The 20,975-nt window shown below is 71.3% G+C and carries 17 protein-coding genes; 8 read left to right on the top strand and 9 right to left on the bottom strand.

Annotated features, from left to right (window positions below):
- Positions 1 to 2 precede the first annotated feature (2 nt).
- The 6 genes from ACGF0J_RS03385 to ACGF0J_RS03360 form a co-directional block, all read right to left on the bottom strand.
- On the bottom strand, positions 3 to 1,436 hold the full coding sequence (locus ACGF0J_RS03385) for an oxygenase MpaB family protein (protein WP_393141808.1): 1,434 nt from the start codon (positions 1,434 to 1,436) through the stop codon (positions 3 to 5).
- A 1-nt stretch (position 1,437) separates the two neighbouring features.
- Positions 1,438 to 2,157: a polyprenyl diphosphate synthase gene (gene uppS, locus ACGF0J_RS03380; RefSeq protein ID WP_393141807.1), complete on the bottom strand. Its 720-nt coding sequence runs from the start codon at positions 2,155 to 2,157 to the stop codon at positions 1,438 to 1,440.
- A 123-nt stretch (positions 2,158 to 2,280) separates the two neighbouring features.
- Complete coding sequence (locus tag ACGF0J_RS03375; protein WP_393141806.1) at positions 2,281 to 3,570, bottom strand: homoserine dehydrogenase; 1,290 nt, start codon at positions 3,568 to 3,570, stop codon at positions 2,281 to 2,283.
- Positions 3,567 to 4,949, bottom strand: coding sequence for a diaminopimelate decarboxylase (gene lysA, locus ACGF0J_RS03370; RefSeq protein WP_393141805.1), 1,383 nt, complete (start codon positions 4,947 to 4,949; stop codon positions 3,567 to 3,569). The genes ACGF0J_RS03375 and lysA overlap by 4 nt, the downstream gene beginning before the upstream one ends.
- A 124-nt stretch (positions 4,950 to 5,073) precedes the next feature.
- Positions 5,074 to 5,733, bottom strand: coding sequence for an anticodon-binding protein (locus ACGF0J_RS03365; protein WP_393141804.1), 660 nt, complete (start codon positions 5,731 to 5,733; stop codon positions 5,074 to 5,076).
- A 7-nt stretch (positions 5,734 to 5,740) separates the two neighbouring features.
- On the bottom strand, positions 5,741 to 7,597 hold the full coding sequence (locus ACGF0J_RS03360) for a hypothetical protein (RefSeq protein WP_393141803.1): 1,857 nt from the start codon (positions 7,595 to 7,597) through the stop codon (positions 5,741 to 5,743).
- A gap of 70 nt (positions 7,598 to 7,667) precedes the next feature.
- Between ACGF0J_RS03360 and ACGF0J_RS03355 the strand changes: the two genes are divergently transcribed.
- Positions 7,668 to 9,302: an asparagine synthetase B family protein gene (locus ACGF0J_RS03355; protein ID WP_393141802.1), complete on the top strand. Its 1,635-nt coding sequence runs from the start codon at positions 7,668 to 7,670 to the stop codon at positions 9,300 to 9,302.
- Between the two features lie 265 nt (positions 9,303 to 9,567).
- The gene (gene treS / locus ACGF0J_RS03350) at positions 9,568 to 11,256 is read left to right on the top strand and encodes a maltose alpha-D-glucosyltransferase (protein ID WP_393141801.1); all 1,689 of its coding nucleotides are present in this window, start codon (positions 9,568 to 9,570) and stop codon (positions 11,254 to 11,256) included.
- Positions 11,257 to 11,320: 64 nt separating this feature from the next.
- Here the strand turns inward: treS and ACGF0J_RS03345 are convergent, their stop codons facing one another.
- From ACGF0J_RS03345 to ACGF0J_RS03335, 3 genes are read right to left on the bottom strand one after another with little or no spacing between them, the layout of a single operon-like run.
- Entirely contained in the window at positions 11,321 to 13,591 is a 2,271-nt protein-coding gene (locus tag ACGF0J_RS03345) for an FtsX-like permease family protein (RefSeq protein ID WP_393141800.1), read from the bottom strand.
- On the bottom strand, positions 13,588 to 14,319 hold the full coding sequence (locus ACGF0J_RS03340; protein WP_393141799.1) for an ABC transporter ATP-binding protein: 732 nt from the start codon (positions 14,317 to 14,319) through the stop codon (positions 13,588 to 13,590). Before ACGF0J_RS03340 ends, ACGF0J_RS03345 begins: the two co-directional genes overlap by 4 nt.
- Positions 14,316 to 14,822 (bottom strand): PadR family transcriptional regulator, encoded by a 507-nt coding sequence (locus tag ACGF0J_RS03335; protein ID WP_393141798.1) that lies wholly within the window; start codon positions 14,820 to 14,822, stop codon positions 14,316 to 14,318. The genes ACGF0J_RS03340 and ACGF0J_RS03335 overlap by 4 nt, the downstream gene beginning before the upstream one ends.
- Before the next feature lie 127 nt (positions 14,823 to 14,949).
- Here ACGF0J_RS03335 and ACGF0J_RS03330 point away from each other — a divergent pair, with 127 nt between their 5' ends.
- The 6 genes from ACGF0J_RS03330 (at position 14,950) to ACGF0J_RS03305 (ending at position 20,967) form a co-directional block, all read left to right on the top strand.
- On the top strand, positions 14,950 to 16,197 hold the full coding sequence (locus ACGF0J_RS03330; protein WP_393141797.1) for an ABC transporter substrate-binding protein: 1,248 nt from the start codon (positions 14,950 to 14,952) through the stop codon (positions 16,195 to 16,197).
- A 7-nt stretch (positions 16,198 to 16,204) separates the two neighbouring features.
- Complete coding sequence (locus ACGF0J_RS03325) at positions 16,205 to 17,530, top strand: ABC transporter substrate-binding protein (RefSeq protein WP_393141796.1); 1,326 nt, start codon at positions 16,205 to 16,207, stop codon at positions 17,528 to 17,530.
- A gap of 12 nt (positions 17,531 to 17,542) precedes the next feature.
- A complete protein-coding gene (locus tag ACGF0J_RS03320) occupies positions 17,543 to 18,925 on the top strand; it encodes an ABC transporter permease subunit (protein WP_393141795.1) in 1,383 nt (460 codons plus the stop codon).
- A complete protein-coding gene (locus ACGF0J_RS03315; RefSeq protein WP_393141794.1) occupies positions 18,922 to 19,830 on the top strand; it encodes a carbohydrate ABC transporter permease in 909 nt (302 codons plus the stop codon). Before ACGF0J_RS03320 ends, ACGF0J_RS03315 begins: the two co-directional genes overlap by 4 nt.
- A gap of 125 nt (positions 19,831 to 19,955) precedes the next feature.
- A complete protein-coding gene (locus tag ACGF0J_RS03310; protein ID WP_393141793.1) occupies positions 19,956 to 20,633 on the top strand; it encodes a uracil-DNA glycosylase in 678 nt (225 codons plus the stop codon).
- Between the two features lie 10 nt (positions 20,634 to 20,643).
- Positions 20,644 to 20,967: a hypothetical protein gene (locus ACGF0J_RS03305; protein WP_393141792.1), complete on the top strand. Its 324-nt coding sequence runs from the start codon at positions 20,644 to 20,646 to the stop codon at positions 20,965 to 20,967.
- Positions 20,968 to 20,975: the final 8 nt, after the last annotated feature.

Below are 20,975 nucleotides of genomic sequence, written 5' to 3'. Positions count from 1 at the left end.
CCTCAGCCTTCGGTGAGAAGGTGGTCATAGGCGGCGGAGCGGTGGCGGCCCGCCATGAACGTCAGGAACTCCCGGACGAACGCCGCCCGGGAGAGCCCGCCGCCGCCGCCGGTCAGCTCGTGGTCGAACGCCGTCCGGAACAGCTTCTGGTGCTCTCCCGCGCTGATCACCTGGTCGCCGTCGGTGTCGGTGGCGTCGAACAGCACGTCGGCGATCTTGATGAGCGCGGGCCCGGCCGGCGTGGTGGCCGCCGTCGCGTACTCGTGCCGGGTGATCCGTCCGTCGCCGTCGGTGTCGAGGCTGGTCTGCAGCTCGCGCCACCAGTCGGCGTACGCGGTGAAGAGCCGGGCCTCGGTCTGGGCGTCCATGTCGAGCCGGGTCGCGATCTCCCGGGCCATGGCCGCGAGGTCGGGCCAGGCGAGATGGCCGTCGCCGGTCTGGTCCAGCACCTCGGTGAAGAACCGCTCGGCGGATCTGCGGGCGGACGAGACGGGCGGCCCGGCGTCGGCGGTGAGGTGCTGCAGCAGGGCGCTGACCCGGCTCGCCTGGTGCAGCAGCGCCCCGAGCAGCCGCGAGCCGGGCCCGTCGTCGTCGTCATCGTCGAGGTCGAGGACGTCCATGAAGGTGCCGACCTGTGTCCAGGCGGCCGGCAGCCAGTGGGTCGCCAGCCCGGCCGCCAGGTGGACGCCGTGCATCAGCGCCTGCGCCCCCGGTGGCGTGGTGAGCCGGGCCTGCCGGCGGTAGGTCTCCGGCAGCGACGCGACGGTGATCGCGGTCGCCAGCGGCCCGGCCAGGGCGCGGATCGCGGCCCACGCCGTGGGATGTCCGCGCAGCGCGGGCGGCGGGGGGACCTCGGCGAACACCCGGTGCAGGACGGCGTGGACGGCCTCGTTGAACTCCAGGCGCCGGCTGATCGTGTCGTCGTAGTAGGGCCAGAACTCCTGGAGCGTCGCGGGCAGGCTGCTGCCGTCGTCGCCCATGAGGACGAGCATCTCCCGGAACTCGTCGTACAGGCGTTGCTGCGTGGGCGGGTCGAGGGGGTGGCCGCCCAGCCGGCACATGGTGACCGTCGACTCGAACAGGGTCGCCATCACCCAGCCGCGCGCTTCGGGGTCCATCGCGTCGTAGGGACGGCCGTGGGCGTCGGTGCCGGAGATCCGCTGGTGCAGCCTGTTGAGCCGGGCCGCCTCGCGCAGGCGCACCTGCTCGTCGTCGTCGACCAGCCGCCGGGTGCTCATCATGGTGTTGCGCAGCCGCCGCCACGGGCGGGCCACGAACGTCGAGTTGCCGACGAGCGCCGCGCCGATCTGGGGGTGAGCGGCCTCCAGGACGCTGGCCCTGGTCGCCGCGAGGCCCCAGCGCGCCTGGCTCACGTAGTGCCGCAGCACCACCGCCGCCTGCGGGACGGTCGTGGGGGCGTCGGTCGGCTGGGTCATCTCAACCCTTTCGCGTCGCGGTCGGCAGGTGGACGTCGCCGAACCGGCGTTCGCGCCGGCGGTAGGCGTCCAGGCATTCCCACAGGTGCGCCGCGCGGAAGTCGGGCCAGAGCACCTCGGGAAACATCCATTCGGCGTAGGCCACCTGCCACAGCATGAAGTTGGAGATGCGCTGCTCTCCTGAGGTGCGGATGACCAGGTCCACGTCGGGTGTGTCGGGGTGGGGCAGGTGGCGGGCGAAGCTCTCCTCGGTGACCCGCTCGGCGGGCACCCGCTCGCGGATGAGGGACCGGGCGGCGGTCACGATGTCTCGGCGACCGCCGTGGTCGAACGCCACGGTGAGCGTCATCCGCGTGTTGGCGCGGGTCAGCGTGGTCAGGTCGGTGATGTCGCGGCGGAGTGAGCCGGGGATCCTGGCGTCGGAGTCGCCGAGGAAGCGGCAGCGGATGCCGCGCGCGTGCAGGGCCATGGCGTGCCTGCGCACGGCCCGCTGGACCAGCCGCATCAGGGCGCCGACCTCGACGCCGGGCCGCCGCCAGTTTTCGGTGGAGAACGCGAACAGGCTCAGCCACGGGATGCCGGCCGCCGACGCGGTCTCGATCACGTCGATCACCGCGGCCTCGGCGGCCCGATGGCCCGCCGTCCGGGGCAGGGACCGCTGCGCGGCCCACCGGCCGTTGCCGTCCATCACGCACGCCAGATGGCGTGGCAGTCCGTCCACTGCTGCCCGGCCTCCGCTCACCGATGTCCGCAGCCGACCATATCTCACTTTGGGTGATCGATGAACGACTCTTGGTAGTCGAGAGGAGGCCGGAACGGCGCCGAGGGCGCCGGGCCCCGCTTCCTAGTCGTCGCCCTCCACGCGCATCACACTGGCGATGGCCCGCACGATGTCCAGCTCGCGCAGCCCGTCCATGGTGGCGGTCAGCGCGGCGTCCGTCGCCCGGTGCGTGACGATGACGAGCTGCGCGTCGTCGCCGTGTCCCTCCTGGCGCACCGTCTGGATCGACACGTCGTGCTTGGCGAACAGCTCCGCCACCCGGGCCAGCACGCCAGGCTTGTCGGCCACGTCCAGCGCCACGTGGCAGCGGGTGACCGTCTCGCCCATCGGGTGCACGGGCAGGGAGGCGTAGGTGGACTCCTCGGGACCGCGCGTGCGGGCGAGCCGGTTGCGGGCCACGGCGACGAGGTCGCCGAGCACCGCCGAGGCGGTGGGCGCGCCGCCGGCGCCCTTGCCGTAGAACATGAGCTGCCCGGCCGACTCGGCCTCCACGAACACCGCGTTGTACGCCTCGCGCACTCCGGCGAGCGGGTGGGTGCGCGGGATCATCGCCGGGTGCACCCGGACCCCGATGGAGCGGCCGTCGTCGGAGCGGGCGCAGATGGCCAGCAGCTTGATGACGTAGCCCATGGCCTTGGCCGAGGCCACGTCGGTGGCGGTGATGTCGGTGATGCCCTCGCGGTGCACCTCGGCGGCCGTCACCCGGCTGTGGAAGGCCAGCCCGGCCAGGATCGCGGCCTTGGCGGCGGCGTCGAACCCCTCGACGTCGGCGGTCGGGTCGGCCTCGGCGTAGCCGAGCGTCTGCGCCTCCTCCAGGGCGTCGGTGAACGACGCGCCCGTGGAGTCCATCTTGTCGAGGATGTAGTTGGTGGTGCCGTTGACGATGCCGAGCACCCGCTGGACGTGGTCGCCGGCCAGCGACTCGCGCAGCGGCCGCAGCAGCGGGATCGCGCCGGCGACGCTGGCCTCGAAGTAGAGGTCGCCCTCACCGGCGCGGGCGGCCTCGTGCAGGGTGGCGCCGTCCTCGGCGAGCAGGGCCTTGTTGGCGGTGACCACCGACTTGCCGCGGGACAGGGCGGCGACGATCAGCGACCGGGCGGGCTCGATGCCGCCGATGACCTCGACCACGATGTCGACGTCGTCGCGGGTGACCAGCGCCTCGGCGTCGGTGGTGAACAGGTCGGGGTCCAGCCCGACGTCGCGTTTGCGGCCCAGGCGGCGCACCGCCACCCCGGCCAGCTCCAGCGGCGCGCCGATGCGGGCGGCGAGGTCGTCGTGCTGCTCGTGGATGAGCCGGATGACCTGGGTGCCGACCACGCCGCAGCCCAGCAGCGCGATCTTCAGCGGTTTCACAGCTGCCCCCTCAACAGGTCGTCCTCGGTCTCGCCCCGTACGATCACCCGGGGCCGGCCGTCGCGGACGGCGACCACGGCGGGTCTGGGGAGGTAGTTGTAGTTGCTGGCCAGCGAGCGGCAGTAGGCGCCGGTGGCGGCGACGGCGACCAGGTCGCCGGGTGCGAGGTCGGCCGGCAGGAAGCAGTCGCGCACGACGATGTCGCCGCTCTCGCAGTGCTTGCCGACGACGCGGCTCAGCATGGGCTCGGCCGGGCTCTCGCGGCTGGCCAGCACCGTGGTGTATTCGGCGCCGTACAGGGCGGTGCGGAGGTTGTCGCTCATGCCGCCGTCGACGCTGACGTAGGTGCGCAGCCCTTCGACGTCCTTGACGGTGCCGACCTCGTAGAGGGTGACGCCGCCGGGGCCGACGATGGCGCGGCCGGGCTCGACGGTGAGCCGCGGCACCGGCAGACCGGCGTCGGTGCAGACCTTGGTGACGATCTCGCGCAGGCCGTCGGCGATGTGCTTGACGCCGGGGGCCTCGTCGCCGTCGACGTAGGCGATGCCGTAGCCGCCGCCGAGGTCGAGCTCGGGCAGGACCACCCCGTGCTCTTCCTTGATCTGTACGAGCAGCGTGGCCAGGCGGCGCGCCGCCACCTCGAAGCCGGCCGTGTCGACGATCTGCGAGCCGATGTGCGAGTGGAGGCCGACGAGCTCCAGCGACGGCATCGCCAGGATGCGGTGCACGGCCTCGGCGGCGGCGCCGGAGTTGAGCGACAGCCCGAACTTCTGGTCGTCGTGCGCGGTGGCGATGAACTCGTGGGTGTGCGCCTCGACGCCCGTGGTGACGCGGATCATCACCTTGGGCCGCTTGCCCTGCGCGTCGGCGAGGTGACCCAGCCGGGCGATCTCCTCGAACGAGTCGACCACGATGTGCCCGACCCCGGCCTGCAGGGCGCGGGTCAGCTCGGCGACCGACTTGTTGTTGCCGTGCAGGGTGATCCGCTCGGCCGGGAAGCCCACGCTGAGCGCCACCGCCAGCTCGCCGCCGCTGGCCACGTCGAGGCCGAGCCCCTCCTCGTCCAGCCAGCGGACGATCTCCTTGCACAGGAACGCCTTGCCCGCGTAGTGGACCTCGGACCCGGCGAACGCGGTCGCGTAGTCGCGCATGCGCGAGCGGACGTCGTCCTCGTCGAGCACGAACAGCGGCGTCCCGTGGTCACGGGCGAGGTCTCGGACGTCGACACCGCCGATCGTGAGCGCGCCCTCGGTGCGGCCGGACGTTCGGGGCCAGATCGCGGGATTGATCCGGTTGAGGTCGGCGGGCGCCAGCGGGGGGCGCTCGTGGGGCAGCATCTCGGCGTGCCGGTCCCCTGCGGGATGGGCGAATCGACTCACCCGATCGAGGCTATCGGAATCGTCGTCATCCCTGGACCGGGTGCTCACGTATCGAGACGCGATCACCCCTATGAAGCGATATTTTTACGTTTCTTCGCCGTTTCTCCGGACATTTTGCGATTCTTCACATCCGCTCGGGTCCCGGGAGCACGTCCCGTACGGCCCGCGCCAGCCGCACCCGGGCGGTGTGCGCGGGCGACGGCTCCTCGTCTCCCACGGGGACGGCCGGGGCCAGCTCGTGGGCGTCGTGGTAGGCCGTGGCCAGCCGCACCAGGTAGGCCGCCCAGCCGGGAGCCCGGCTGTCCGGGCTCAGCCGTCCCGGCAGCTCGGCCAGCACCCGCAGCACGGTCCGGTGGAGGGGGTCGTCCAGCAGCTCCGGCCGGAAGCCGGTGGCCGGCACGCCCAGGTCACGGGCCCACCGCTGCACGGCGGCCGCCCGCGCGTGCGCGTAGCGGACCACGAACCCGGGGTTGTCCCACGTCCGGGGCAGCTCGGGCCACGGGTCGGGCAGCGTCAGCGGCCCGACCTCCTCCACCAGCTCGCCGGGCGTCTCGACGGTGATGCGCAGGAACCCGTTCGGGCGCACCTCGACCCGCGAGACCCCCTCGACCAGCCGCACCCGGCCGGCCAGCCCCGCCGCGACCCGGTCCACCGGCGCGCCCGGCCCCGGCGCGGACCGGGCGCGGCGCAGCGCGGCGGCCGAGACGTAGACCGCCTCCCGCTCCCACGTGCCGTCCGGCGCGGGCGGCTCCCCCAGCGCCTCGGCCAGCCGCCCGGGTCGCACGGCCGGCTCAGATGAGCGCGTGCGGCTCGGCGGAGCCGTACTCGACCAGGTGCGCGGCGCCCAGCAGCCACCGGTCCTCGTCGCGGACGCGAACGTAGCCGAACCGGTCGGCCGAGAACACCTTCACCCCGTCGGCGCGGCAGCGCCGCATGAGCACGTCGTCCCAGCCGTCGGTCAGGTCGGCGAAGCCGAGCTGGCGCATCGCGTTGCGGCGGGCCAGCAGCGTCGCGCCGGCGATCTCCGGCAGGTAGGTGTACTCGGCGTCCGGCTGCTTGAGCAGCGTGGCCTGCGGCTTGCGCAGGTGGGCGTAGTAGGCGGCCTTGCCGACGATGTCGGCGGTGGCGAACAGGAAGGCCCGGCTCAGGTCGGCGAGGTAGTGGGTGCCGTAGACGTCGCGCTGGTCCATGACGCCGACCAGGTCGGCCTCGCACAGGTCGAGCCCGCGGTCGAGCATCGCGCCGACGGACAGCGCCGGGTCGAGCCGGCGGAAGACGACCTCGGCGCCCGGCACGGCCTCGCGGGCGCGCGCCTCCGCCTCCGGCGGGCCGAACACGACGAGCTGGGCCACCGGCTTGGACTGCCGAGCCACCTGGGCGAGGGCGTGCTCCAGCAGCGAGCGGTCTGTGACGGGCAGCAGCAGCGAGACCTCCAGCGTGGCGCGGACGCCGGGCAGGCCGATCGCCTCCAGCAGCTCGTCGATCCGCTCGGTCATCGTGCCGCTGTTGTAGGCGCGGCGCAACGCGACGTGCGCCCGGCGCGAGTCGGGCTCGTCGCCGATGGGAGTGCCGCAGGCCGCCAGCTCGGCCAGCCGCCACGGCGGGGTGCCCGCCGGGCACTGGACGGCGGCCGGCCAGCGGTAGGAGGTGAGCACGTCGGGATAGGTCAGGTGGCCGGGCAGGAGCTGCTCCAGCGTGAGCACGCGGTCGATGCGCCCGCCCGACAGCGGGACCGGGTTGTGCACCCGCGGCTGGATCCCGAACGACAGGCGCGGCCAGCCGGTGGCCGGGTCGGTGCTGAAGCGGTGCTCGAACAGCGCGGCGGCCGCGCCGTAGTCGGCCGCGTCGCCCTGGGTGTGCCAGAACACCGTGCGGATGCCGCGGTCGGCGCACCAGGTGAGCAGCGCCCGCAGCCCCTCGCCCGGCTCACCGGTGATCTCCCCGGCCCACGGGCCCGCGGTGACGGACTCGACCACGAGCAGGTGCGGCACCTCCTGCGGCAGCACCCGGGCGAAGTCACGCGGCGTGAAGCCGGTCGTCTGCCGCCACTCGTAGCGCAGCAGCGCCTCGACGTGTGGGTCGGCGATCACCGCGGCGGTCAGGTGCGGGCGCGTGTTGGGGCCCGTGGGCACCCGGTACGGCTTGAGTTTGAAGGACGCGCCCTCCAGGGTGCGGGTGGAGGTCGTCGCCTGGTAGGCGGCTCCGGGCCGCTCGTCCCCGGCCTGCCGGGCCTGCTTGGTGGCGACCGGCCTGCGCTTGGGGGCGGTGGGCCGTTTGACCGGCCTGGCCGCGCCCTTGAGCCCCTTGGCGAGCAGGAGGGGGTTGTTCTTGCCGGTCTTGATGGCGTCGCCGAGCCGGTTCCAGCGGGCGACCTTGATGGAGGAGAGCTTCCAGTGGGCCACCTCGGCCTGGTAGCGCTGCTCGGCCAGCTCCTTGCGGAGCTTGTCGGCGGCGGCGCGCTCGTCCTCCAGCCGCTCCTCGGCCTCGGCCAGCCGCTCGGCGAGCGCCTTGACCTCCTCGGCGCTCCGTTCGGCCTCGGCCAGCCTCGCCTGGGCGTCGTCCAGCAGCCTCGCCAGCTCGGCCGCGTGCTCCGCCTGGGCGATCGCATCCCGCAGCGCGCGCCTCGTGCTCTCCAGCTCAGTGCTCACCGGCACCTCCGATTCCTAGCCCGGCAAAGGATACTCTTGCCCGGGAAGCGTCTCGAAGGGATGAGATCCGGTGCAGTTCAACGTGCGGCCCTACGTCTGCGGCGCTCTCGGCCGGATCGACACCGTCGTGCTGGGCAAGCTGACGGGCGCGGGCCCGCGGGTCAGGCCCGCCCTGCAGACGGCGGGCGCGGCGCTGTTCAGCTCCGCTCCGCTGCCTCCCTACCACCGGTCGGAGAGCTCGTTCGCGTTCTCGTGGGGCGAACGCAGGCCCGCCGGGTCCGACGACTGGATGGCGGTCGCGGAGACGTACGAGACGCCGGGCCTGATCGGCGACGGCGAGCGGGTCATCCTGCACGCCGGCGCGCTCGGCCTGGTCGACGTCTACTACGTGCGGCTGGGCGAGGCGGTCTACTTCTCGTCGCTGATCCAGCCGTTGCTGTCGCTGGTGCCCGCCGGGATCGACTGGGCCGCGTGGGCGTCGATCATCCAGGTGACCTTCCCCCTCGGCGAGGCCACGCCCTACCCGGCGGTCAGGCGGCTGCCCGGCTCGAGCGCCCTGGTTCACGACCGGGGGGCGCTCGGCACCGAGCGCAGGCTGCCGCGCTGGTTGCGCTCCGAGCCGTACGAGACGTGGACCAGCGCCGGCGAGCTGCTGGAGATCCTGCACGAGGTCTACAAGGACTACGAGGGGCGCCGGCTGCTGGTGCCGGTCAGCGGCGGCTACGACTCGCGGCTGCTGTGCGCGGTGGCCGTGGCGCGCGGCGCCGACGTGGAGTCGTGGACGACGAGCCCCGACGACGGCACCGACACCGACATCGCCTTCGCCCGGGCCATCACCCGCGAGCTGGGCGTCAGCCATCGGGTGATCACGCAGGACCCGGCCGACCATCCGGGCGACGCGCAGGAGGTGGCGCGCCGGCTGGAGTACCTGACGCCGCACCACGCCTGGTACGCGCCGTTCGCCAAGGAGGTGCACCGGTCGGGGCGGGTGCTGGTCGACGGCCTGGCGGGCGGGCCGCTGCTGAAGAACTTCATGGTCAGCGGCGCGGCGCTGGAGGCGACCTCGCAGGCCGAGCGGTCGGCCGCGGTGCTCGGCTCGCTCAGCCTGGGGGCGCCGTCGCAGCCGTTCCTGTCGCCGCGGGCGAAGGAGTGGATCGAGGAGGCCGTCCGGGAGCAGTTCCACGCCGCCACCTCGATGCTGCACGGGCACCGGGCGGAGCTGCCGCTGTCGGTGCTGCACACGCGTACGGTGCGGGGCATCGCCCGTTCGGCGGTCAACCTGGTCGGGCCGGAGGCGTCGTTCGCCGCGCCGTTCATCCACCCCGACTTCTTCGACGCGGCGCTGTCGGTGGGAGTGGCGCGCAAGGACAAGGGCCGCTTCTACCGGGAGCTGCTGCACGCGGCCAACCCGCGGGTGGCCGCGCTGCCGTCCACGAACGTCGTCAAGCAGCCGCTGCGGCGGGTGCCGCTGCGCTCGACGGCCGGGCCCGCGCGCGTGTACGCGCACCAGATGCTGCGCACGGTGGCCGAACGGGTGCCGACGCTGCTGTCGGAGGAGCTGCACGAGGTCGTCCTCGACGGCCCCGACGCGCTGACCCGCTTCACCGGGTGGAACGACAGGTTCTGGGTGCGCGGGCTGGTGCTGTTCGGGCTGTGGTTGAGCGACTTCGAAGGTGACCTCGGTGACGTCTCGCCGCCCTTCTAGATGAACTGTGGGTAACAGGGCGATTACGTCGAGGTATCGAAGGGTACGAAGAGATCACCGCATAAGCAGGTTCCGGAAAGCCATCGGGCTGATAGTGTTCGGCCCGTAAGCGCCGCATCGAGCGGGAGCACCCGGATCACAAATCCGGTCCCGTCAAGGGCACTGAAGTTGCAGGGATGACGACTCCAGGCGGCGCGGTCACCACATGTAAACGCCGGGGAACCGGTGACTCCGTCCTGCCCACATCTCCTTCTGTGAGCGACCTATGATCAACGCATCCCCATCGCCGGAACCGATCTCCGAGGACTTCGTCTCGGAGGATCCTTCCTGGTACAAGCGGGCGGTGTTCTACGAGATTCTCGTCCGGGGGTTCAAGGACTCCAACGGTGACGGCACCGGAGACCTCCGTGGCCTCATCGAGAAGCTCGACTACCTGGAGTGGCTGGGCGTCGACTGCCTGTGGCTGCTGCCGCTGTACGAGTCGCCGTTGCGTGACGGCGGCTACGACATCTCCGACTACATGAAGATCCTGCCCGACTTCGGGGACCTCGGGGACTTCGTGCAGCTGGTCGAGGCGGCCCACGAGCGCGGCCTGCGCATCATCACCGACCTGGTGATGAACCACACGAGTGACAAACATCCCTGGTTCCAGGCCTCCCGGCACGACCCGGAGGGGCCGTACGGCGACTTCTACGTGTGGGCGGACGAGCCGACGGGCTATCCCGACGCGCCCATCATCTTCATCGGGGCGGAGGAGTCCAACTGGACCTACGACCCGGTGCGCAAGCAGTACTACTGGCACCGTTTCTTCCACCACCAGCCGGACCTCAACTATGACAACCCGGCCGTCCAGGAAGCGATGATCGAGGTGCTGCGGTTCTGGCTGGACCTCGGCATCGACGGGTTCCGGCTGGACGCCGTGCCCTACCTGTTCGAGCGTGAGGGCACCGCCTGCGCCGGCCTGCCGGAGACGCACGCCTACCTGAAGAAGATCCGCGCCGAGGTGGACCGGCTCTACCCCGACCGGGTGCTGCTGGCCGAGGCCAACGGCTGGCCGGAGGACGTGGTCGAGTACTTCGGCGACCCCACCACGGGCGGCGACGAGTGCCACATGGCCTTCCACTTCCCGCTCATGCCGCGCATCTACATGGCGGTCAAGAAGGAGACGCGCGAGCCGATCTCCGAGATCATGTCGCTTACCCCGAAGCTGCCGGAGAAGGCGCAGTGGGGCATCTTCCTCCGCAACCACGACGAGCTGACGCTTGAGACGGTGACCGAGGAAGAGCGCGACTACATGCACGCCGAGTACGCCAAGGACCCGCGCATGCGGGCCTACCTCGGCATCCGGCGCCGGCTGGCCCCTTTGCTGGACAACGACCGTGACCGGATCGAGCTGTTCACGGCGCTGCTGCTGAGCCTGCCGGGCTCGCCCGTCATGTACTACGGCGACGAGATCGGCATGGGCGACAACATCTGGCTGGAGGACCGCGACGCGGTGCGCACGCCGATGCAGTGGAGCCCCGACCGCAACGCCGGGTTCTCCTCGGCCGACCCGGGGCGGCTCTACCTGCCGGCCGTGATGGACCCGATCTACGGCTACCAGGCGGTCAACGTCGAGGCGCAGCAGAAGCACGCCGGCTCGCTGCTGCACTTCACCCGCCGCATGCTGGAGATCCGCCGCAACCACCCGGTGTTCGGCACCGGCGCCTACACCGAGATGTGGTCCTCCAACAGCTCCGTCCTCACCTTCGTCCGCGAGGAGCGGGACGACGTGATGCTGTGCGTGAACAACCTGTCGAAGTTCCCGCAGCCGGTGGAGCTCGACCTGCGCCGTTTCGCCGGCATGACGCCGGTGGAGGCGCGGGGCGGGGTGCGCTTCCCGGTCATCGGGGAGGTGCCCTACCTGCTGACGCTGCCGGGGCACGGCTTCTACTGGTTCGCGCTGCGGCCGTAGGCGTACCCGCCCGAGGGCGGTGTCCGTCCCCCTCACGGGGGGCGGGCACCGCCTTCTCGCGTCTTCAGCGGGTGGCGATCGGCACCTGGGCGCGGGCGGCCCGGCGGGCGGGGATGATCGCGACCGCGACCGCCGCCCCGACGGCCGACAGGACGGCCAGCGTGAGCGTCACGGGCGACGGCGGGCGGCCGATGCCGGCGCCGACGCCGCTGGTGTGCCCCTGCAGGTCGATCAGGCCGGTCACCACGGACACCCCGACGGCGGTGCCGACGGCCACGCCCAGGACGACGAGAAGCCCGCTGCCGGTCACCAGCGTGGCCATCACCTGCCGCGGCGTCAGCCCCATGGCCTTGAGCACGGCCAGGTCGAAGGCGTGGTCACGCAGGCCGAGCGCGCTGGCGGTGAGCAGGTTGGCCAGGCCGATCAGCGACAGCAGCACGATCAGCGCCACGATCACCACGCGGATGACGGTCAGCCGGTCGGCCGGGTTGACGACCCGCTGCACCTCCAGCCCCTCCCCCGAGGCTGCCAGCAGCCTGGCCCGCACCTCGGCGGGGTCGGCGCCCGGCCGCAGCGCGAGGGCGTGGAACTCCGGAGGCACCGCGTCCTTGGCCGCCAGGCTGTCGAGCCCCACCGACAGCACCTCGCCGTCGAGGTCGGGCTCGACCGTGCGGCCGACGATGCGCACGATGAGCGGCGAACCGCCCACGGTCAGCCGCACCCGGTCGCCGATCTTCGCGCCCAGCAGGTCGAGCAGCCCCTGCCCGGCCACGGCCTCGCCGGGCTGGCCGTACAGGCGGCCCTCGACCACCGGGAACGGGTAGGCGCCGGCACCTGAGCCGCCGAGCGCCCGCACCCGGATGGAACGGGCCTCTCCGGGCGCCAGGGCGTTCACCTCGGCCCCGGGATAGACGGCGAGCACGCCGGGGTCGCGCTTGACGAGCCGCTCGGCCTGGGCCGTCTCAAGCTTGCCCGCGCGTACGTGCAGGGCGGCGTGCTGGCCGACCTGCTCGGGATGGCTGAGGAAGTTGTCGAGCGTGGCCCAGACGCCCAGCCCGATGGTGATCATCATCATCGGAACGGCGAGCCCGAACACCGTCAGGAACGCGGGCACCCGCCGGGTGAAGGCGTCGCGGGTGCCGAGGATCAGCGCGGGCGGCAGCCGGACGAGCAGGGCCAGCCGGGCCAGCCGCGACAGGTGGCCGCGCGGCGGCACGGCCGGGGCGGCGGGGATGGGCGGCGTCCGGCCGCCGCGCCAGGCGGGCACGCCCACCGCGGCGAGGACGACCAGGGCGGTGCTGGTGACGATGGTGAGGACAGGTACGGGCGCCACCAGCGAGGCGCCCAGCACGGCCACGGTGCCCGCCCAGCCGGCCACGGCGCCCAGCAGAACGCCGAGCAGGCCGAGCGAGCCGTGCTCGGCGAGCAGCAGCAGCGCCACCTGGCCCCGGGTGAAGCCCATCGACTTGAGCGTGGCCAGGTCGCGGAGCTGGCCGAGCACCCGCCCGCCCGCCGCGTTGGCCAGCGCCAGCGCGGCGGCGACCAGCCCGACCACGCCGAACAGGGCCAGCAGCGTGCCCAGCAGCCGGTTGTCGAGCTCCATGGCGGCGCGCACCTCGCGCCAGGTGTAGACGCGCTGGAGCTGGTCGTCCAGCCTGACGACGACGCGCTGCGAGACGATCTGGGCCGCTTCGGCGTCGGTCAGGCGCAGCCCGGTCACCCATTCGCTGCGGCCCAGCATGGGTTCGATCCGGTCGAGCGTGCCCGGCAGGACCCAGGCCAGGCCGGGCGTCCACTCGGGGAAGAAGCCCTGCTCGGCCGAGTCGGCGATGCCGCGCACGTACAGGGTGTGGCGCTCGCCGCTCAGCGCGATGACGGTGAACGGCGCGCCGACCCTGACCCGCAGCGCGGCGGCGAACGAGCGTTCGACCACCACGCCGTCGTGCTGCGCGGGGTCGAGCCAGCGGCCTTCGGCGACCACGGGCCGGGCCACCCCCGCCGGAGCGGACGGCATGGCGCGCAGCGAGGTGGGCTCCTTCTTGCCGTCCTGGGCGACGGTGACGGGCGCCGACCGGTAGGGGCCGGCGACGTGGGTCACGCCGTCGATGTCGCCGGCCGTGATCCGGGGGCTGTCCTTGGTGTAGAACCACACGTGCGCGCCGTTGGTCTGGGCGAACAGGCCGCGCCACGGGTTGGTGCCGTCCTCCAGGAGCGTGACGGCGGCGATGAGGGCCGCCACGATGCCGGCCACCGCCAGCACGGTGAGGGCGGCCTGCCCCTTCCTGGCCCGCAGGTCGGCCTTGATCCAGCGGCCGCCTGCCCGCATCGTGCTCATCTGAGGTCGATCACCGCGCCGGCGGTGCGGGTGCGCTTGCGCGCGATGCGGCCGTCGTCGACGATCTCGCCGTCGAACAGCGACACCAGGCGGTCGGCCAGGCCGGCGACGCGGGCGTCGTGGGTGACCATGACGATGGTCTGGCCCTCCTTGTGCACGTTGCTGAGCAGTTTGAGCACGTCGCGGGTGTTGCGGCTGTCGAGGTTGCCGGTGGGCTCGTCGGCCAGCAGCACGCTCGGCTGGTTGGCCAGCGCGCGGGCCAGCGCGACCCGCTGCTGCTCACCGCCGGAGAGCTGCCCGGGGGCGGCGTCCGCGCGTTCGGCCAGGTTGAGCGCGCCGAGCAGGCTCTCGCGCCGCTCGCGCGCCTCCTTGGGGGAGGCGCCGGCGAGCAGGGCCGGCAGCTCGACGTTGTCGGCCACGGTCATGTTGCCGACGAGGTTGAAGAACTGGAAGACGAACCCGATCTTCTTGCGCCGCAGTAACGCCCAGGCGCTCTCGGAGAGGGTGTCGACGCGCTGGCCGTCGAGCCAGATCTCGCCGCTGGTGCGGTTGTCGAGGCCGCCGAGCATGTGCACGAGGGTCGACTTGCCCGACCCGGACGGCCCCATGACGGCGACGAACTCGCCCGGCTCCACCTGCAGGTCCACCCCGCGCACGGCCGGCACGGGCACCGCGCCGTCGGAGTAGATCTTGACCAGGTGGACCGTTCTGAGCACCGGGGGGGTCATGTCAGGTCCTCCTGGCAGCGCTCCAGCCAGTCGAGATCGGCCTGCAGGTGCAGCATGGCGCCTTCGATGAGCAGCGCCTGCACGTGGTCGTCAGGCGCCGTGCGGGAGAGGAGGTCGTTGAGGTCGCCCATGAGGGAAAGATAGTGCCGCCGCTGACGGTTGATGAGCGCCATGCGGTCGGCGATGCCGGTGAGCGGGGCCAGCACCAGCTTCATGAAGAACTCGTCGCGCACGCGGGGACCCTCGGTGGGCTCGTCCACCCAGAGCGTGAGGGTCTCGCGGCCCTTGGCGGTCAGGTAGTAGACCTTCTTGTTCGGCCGGTTGGACTGCTCGACGTCCACGGCCTTGATCAGGCCGTCCTTCTCCAGCCTGCCGAGCGTGACGTAGATCTGCCCGATGTTCGGGGAGGGGTAGGCGCTGCCGAAGGTCTGTTCGAGTGCCTGCTTCAGCTCGTAGCCGTGGGCCGGCTCTTTAGCCAGAAGCGCCAGCAGGTGCAGCCGCACGCCTCACCTCCCCTTGTGTTACGTAGGCGTTACATCGCAATCCGTTGACCCACAGATTACCTGTGTGCATAACATGAATGCATCTACCTAACACGTATGTAGCCCCATGGAACATGGAGGAAACACGGTGCTTCGCGCGCTCTCGCTCACCCTGGCCGTTGTGCTGACGGCCGGGTGCGCGGCCGCGGGCGACGAGGGCGGCGGCGACACGGCGACGGGCGGAACAGGCCCGATCACGTTCGCCACCGGACGCGACACCACGGCGTACCTGCAACCCTTGCTGGATCGCTGGAACCAGGCCCACCCGGCCGAGAAGGTGACGCTCCTCGAACTGCCCGAGGCCGCGGACGAGCAGCGCGCGCAGATGGTCGCCAACCTCCAGGCCCGCAGCACCCGTTACGACGTGCTGGGCCTGGACGTGGTGTGGACCGCGGAGTTCGCGGAGAACGGCTGGATCATCCCCCTGGAGCGCGGGCTCTTCCCGCTCGACAGGTTCCTGCCGCCCGTCGTGGAGACCGCGGTCTACAAGGACAAACTGTGGGCCGTCCCCTACACGAGCAACGCGGGGCTGCTCTACTACCGCACCGATCTGGTGAAGAAGCCGCCCAGAACCTGGGCGGAACTTCGCGAAAAAGCACTACAAGTAACCAAGAAGCACAATATAGGAGGTTACGGCGGACAGTTCCTCGCTTACGAGGGGTTGACGGTCAACTTCTCCGAGGCCGTGCAGTCGGCCGGCAGCCAGGTCGTCAGCCCCGACGGCACCAAGGTCACGCTCGACGTGGCCAAGGCCGGCACCGCTCTCGACTTCCTCCGCCAGGGCCTGCGGGAGGGCTGGATCCCCAGCGAGTCCCTGAGCTACAAGGAGGAGGAGTCCCGGCTGGCCTTCCAGGAAGGACGCCTCACCTTCGCCCGCAACTGGCCGCACGCCTACGGCCCGGCCAGGGCCGAGCTGGGCGGCAAGGTCGGCGTGACCAGGCTCCCCGGCCTCGACGGACCGGGATCCAGCACCCTCGGCGGGGCCAACCTCGCCGTCAGCGCCTCCTCCAAGCACCAGCAGACCGCGCAGGAGTTCATCCGCTACTTCACGGGCCTGGACAACCAGCGCCGGGTGCTCACCGAGGGATCGTTCCCGCCGGTGTGGACCGAGCTCTACGACGACCCCGAGCTCATCAGGCGCTTCCCCTACCTGCCCGCGCTCAAGGAGAGCATCCTCGCCGCCAAGCCGCGGCCGGTCAGCGCCAACTACAACCAGCTGAGCCTGGTGATCGCCAGTTCGGTCTCCAAGGCGCTCAGCCCCCCTTACCAGGAGTCCGCCCGCGACGTGGCGGCCTCCATGAAGTCCGAACTCGAAGAGATCCTGAGAACCCAGTGAGGTCATTATGCGATCAGCCAGAGCAGCAGCGGTCCTGGCCGGGCTCGCGGTAGCAGTCGCCGCCTGCGGCAACGCCCCCACGAACACCGCGCCCGCCGCCACCGGCTCCGCCAGCTCGGCCGGCGCCGGCGCCAAGACCCTGGAGGGCGTCAAGCTCGAGGTCGCCGCCAAGTGGACCGGCGACGAGCAGAAGAACTTCGAGCAGGTGCTCAAGGCATTCTCCGACAAGACCGGCGCCGAGGTCACCTACGCCTCCACCGGTGAGGACACCGGCGCCTACCTCGGCCCGCGCATCCAGGGCGGCAGCCCGCCCGACGTGGCGATCCTGCCGCAGCCGGGCCTGGTGCAGCAGTACGCGGAGCAGAGCGCGCTCAAGCCGCTCACCGACGCCGTCACCAAGCAGATCGACGACAACTACACGCCGTACTGGAAGGAGCTGGGCTCCGCCGACGGCAAGGTCTACGGCGTGCTCGTCAAGGCGGCCCACAAGTCGCTGGTGTGGTACCAGGCCCAGGCGTTCGAGGACGCCGGCGTGCAGCCGCCCGCCACCTGGGACGACCTGGTCAAGGCCGCCCAGACCATCGCCGACTCCGGCACCCCGCCGTTCTCGCTCTGCGGCGCCTCCGCCTGGACGCTCACCGACCTGTTCGAGAACGTCTACCTCTCCTCGGCCGGCCCCGAGAAGTACGACCAGCTCTCCAAGCACGAGATCCCGTGGACCGACCCCAGCGTGAAGACCGCGCTGGAGAAGATCGCGCAGATCGCGGGCAAGAAGGAGTTCGTCGCCGAGGGCAGCTCCGGCGCCCTGCAGACCGACTTCCCCACCTGCGTGACCAAGGTCTTCGGCCAGAAGAAGGCCGCCATGGTCATCGAGGCCGACTTCGTGGCCACCCCGGTGGTGCAGGCCGGCGCCAAGGTCGGCGAGGACGCCAAGTACTTCCCGTTCCCCAAGGCGGGCGACACCGCCCCGGTCGTCCTCGGCGGTGACGTCGCCGTGGCGATGAAGGACTCCCCCGGCGCCATGGCGCTGCTGGAGTTCCTCGCCTCCAAGGAGGGCGGCGAGGTCTGGGCCAAGCTCCCCGGCTACCTGTCCCCCAACAAGAACGTCTCCCCCGACAACTACCCCGACGAGCTGACCAAGCAGCTCGGCAAGACCATCGTCGAGGCCGGTGACGCCGTCCGCTACGACATGTCCGACCTCGCGCCGAGCGCCTTCGGCGGCACCGACGGCAAGGGCCAGTGGAAGGTCCTGCAGGACTTCCTGCGCGACCCCAGCGACGTCAAGGGCGCCCAGGAGGCCCTTGAGGCCGAGGCCAAGAAGGCCTGGAAGTAGAGAGGTATGGCCGTGACCGAACGGTTGGACGGCCCGGTGGCCCCGCGCGAGGAAAGCGACTCGCGCGGGGACGCGCCCGGACCGGCTGATACCCCCCACACGAAACTGCGCCTCGGCCCCTCCCCCGTGGTCGCGCTGGCCTTCCTCCTCCCGGCGGCGCTGCTGCTGGGGGTCTGGGTGGTCTACCCGATCGTCTTCTCGATCTTCCGCAGCCTCTTCGACGCCGCCGGCACCGGTTTCGTCGGCCTGGGCAACTACTTCACGATCTTCACCGACGGCGGCATGCTCACCACGATCAGGAACAACCTGATCTGGGTCATCGTCGCGCCGATCGTCATCACCACGCTGGGCCTCATCTTCGCGGTGCTGACCGAGCGCATCCGCTGGGCGACGGCCTTCAAGCTGATCGTGTTCATGCCGATGGCGGTCTCGCTGATGGCGGCGGGCGTCATCTTCCGGCTGGTGTACGACGAGGACCCCGACAAGGGCGTGGCCAACGCCGTGCTCACCACGATCAACGACACGTTCTCCTCCGCCCAGGGCTACCCGGAGGCCCGCCCCCGCGAGGGCGACCAGTCGCCGGTCGCCGACCAGGGCGGCGCGGTCGTCACCAAGCAGCCGGCCCAGACGGGCCAGCCGGTGCTGATCCCGATCGTCGGCGTCAAGCCGGCCGTCATGCCCGCCGACGCGCAGCCGGCCAAGACCCCGCAGGGCGGCAACGAGCTGGCCGGCACGGTCTGGTTCGACTTCACGCCGGGCGGCGGCGGCCAGAGCAACGCCGTGGACTCCACCGAGAAGGGCCTGCCCGGCATGACGGTGGAAGCCGTCGGCACGGACGGCCAGGTGGCCGCGACCGCGACCACGGCCGAGGACGGCTCGTTCCGCTTCGAGGGCCTGGCCGGCGGCTCCTACGTCGTACGGCTGCCGCAGAGCAACTTCGAGGCCGCCTACAACGGCCTCACCTGGCTCGGCCCGACGCTCATCACCCCGGCGATCATCGGCGCGTTCGTCTGGGTGTGGGCCGGGTTCGCCATGGTGCTGATCGCGGCCGGCCTGGCGGCCATCCCGCGTGACGCGCTGGAGGCGGCCCGCATCGACGGCGCGACGGAGTGGCAGGTGTTCCGCAAGATCACCGTGCCGCTGCTCTCGCCGGTGCTGCTCGTCGTCTTCGTGACGATGATCATCAATACGCTGAAGGTGTTCGACCTGGTGTTCATCATCGCACCGTCGTCGGTCCAACCGGAGGCGAACGTGGTCGCGCTGGAGATGTGGCGCGTCTCGTTCGGCGGCGGGAACAACCAGGGGCTCGGCAGCGCCCTGGCGATCTTCCTGCTCATCCTGGTCCTGCCCTTCATGATCATGAACATCCGCAGGTTCAGGAGGGAGAACGCATGACCACCGCGACAGCCCCGGCTGCTCCCCCGGCCTCCGGACTGCACGCGGGCACCCCGCGCCGTGGCCTGGCCAGCCGCATCGTCGACCGGGTCGGCAGCGGCGCGATCCAGTTCATCATGGTGCTGCTCGGCCTGTTCTGGCTGGTGCCGACGCTCGGCCTGCTGGTCGTCTCGATGCGTTCGGTCGAGGTCAACAACGCCGAGGGCTGGTGGACCGTCTTCACCAAGCCCGCCGAGCTGACCCTGCAGAACTACGCCAGCCTGCTGTCCAGCGGCTTCACCTCGTCGTTCTGGAACACCGTGGCCATCACGGTGCCCACCACGATCCTGGTGATCGGCATCGCCGCCATGGCGGGCTACGCCTTCGCCTGGATGGACTTCCCGGGTCGCGACACGCTGTTCCTCGTCGTGATCGGGCTGCTCATCGTGCCGATCCAGATCGCGCTCATCCCGATCGCCTCGCTCTACGGCAACATGGGGATCTTCGGCACGATCCCCGGCGTGGTGCTCTTCCACGTCGCGTTCGGCCTGCCGTTCGCGATCTTCCTGCTCCGCAACTTCTTCGTCGGCATCCCGTCCTCGCTCCTGGAGGCGGCCCGGATGGACGGCGCGTCGGAGTGGAAGATCTTCGCCACCGTGGTGTTCCCGCTGGGCAAGCCGGCGATCGCCTCGCTCGGCATCTTCCAGTTCCTCTGGGTGTGGAACGACATGCTCATCGCCCTGGTCTTCGCCGACGCCGGCAACCAGCCGATGACCAAGGCCCTCCAGTCCCAGATGCGACAGTTCGGCTCCAACGTGGACATCCTGTCCTCCGGCGCCTTCCTGTCGCTGATCATCCCGCTGGTCCTGTTCTTCGCGTTCCAGCGTTACTTCGTGCAGGGCATGATGGCGGGCTCGGTCAAGTAGGCACCGCCCGCGGCGGAACCCCGCACTCCTCGGGGGGGTGCGGGGCTCCGTTGTGATCATTCTGGTACGGCCCGCCTGCCCGATCGGCGCGCGGGCCGTACCAGACCTGGATAAGCTCGTCGGTCATGGCCGGTCGTCCCCTGAACGAAATCGTCGAAGCCGGATGGGCACGGGCTCTGGAGCCCGTGGCCGAACGGATCTCCCAGATGGGCGAGTTCCTCCGCAAGGAGATCGCCGAGGGCAGGCAGTACCTGCCCGCCGGCGCGCACGTGCTGCGCGCCTTCAACCAGCCCTTCGACGAGGTCAAGGTGCTGATCGTCGGGCAGGACCCCTACCCGACCCCCGGGCATCCCATCGGGCTGTCCTTCTCCGTCGCCGCCGACGTCCGGCCGTTGCCCGGCAGCCTGCTCAACATCTACAAGGAGATGGAGAGCGACCTGGGCCTGCCCCGCCCCGCCAACGGCGACCTGACGCCCTGGGCCGAGCAGGGCGTGCTGCTGCTCAACAGGGTGCTGACCGTGATGCCCGGCAAGCCCGCCTCGCACCGCGGCAAAGGCTGGGAAGAGGTCACCGAGCAGGCGATCCGGGCCCTCGTGGCCCGCGACAAGCCGCTGGTGGCCGTCCTGTGGGGCCGCGACGCGCGCAACCTCGCGCCGATGCTCGGCAGCGTGCCGCGCATCGAGTCGGCCCACCCGTCCCCGCTGTCGGCGCGCAACGGCTTCTTCGGCTCGCGGCCGTTCAGCAAGGCCAACGAACTGCTCGTCCAGCAAGGCGCGACGCCTGTCGAGTGGAAGCTGCCCTAGCATCGTCGCCATGAGCGATAACGAGAAGTTTCTACGCCTGACGGTCGAGCTGACCGTGGAGGTGCTCGACGTGGACGCGCTGCAGGCCGCCGCGCTGGCCGAGATCCGGCATCCCGACGCCGAGCTCTCCGACGAGGAGCGGGCCGAGCAGGCCGAGCTCGTCGCCTCCGACGACACCGGCGCCTCCGCGCTGCAGTGGCTGATCGAGCCCGACCACGTGCTGCAACTGGTGGACCACATCGACGAGATCGAGCCCCGCGAGGCCGTGCTGGGCGTCGAGCCCTCCGAAGGGCCGAGCGAGGACGAGGACCACGAGGAGCATGACCACGCCTGACGCCCGGC

Source organism: Nonomuraea sp. NPDC047897 (genome assembly GCF_043204415.1).
Classification (GTDB): domain Bacteria; phylum Actinomycetota; class Actinomycetes; order Streptosporangiales; family Streptosporangiaceae; genus Nonomuraea.
Note: the sequence above shows the minus strand (reverse complement) of the source record. Positions and strands in the feature narration are given on the sequence as shown.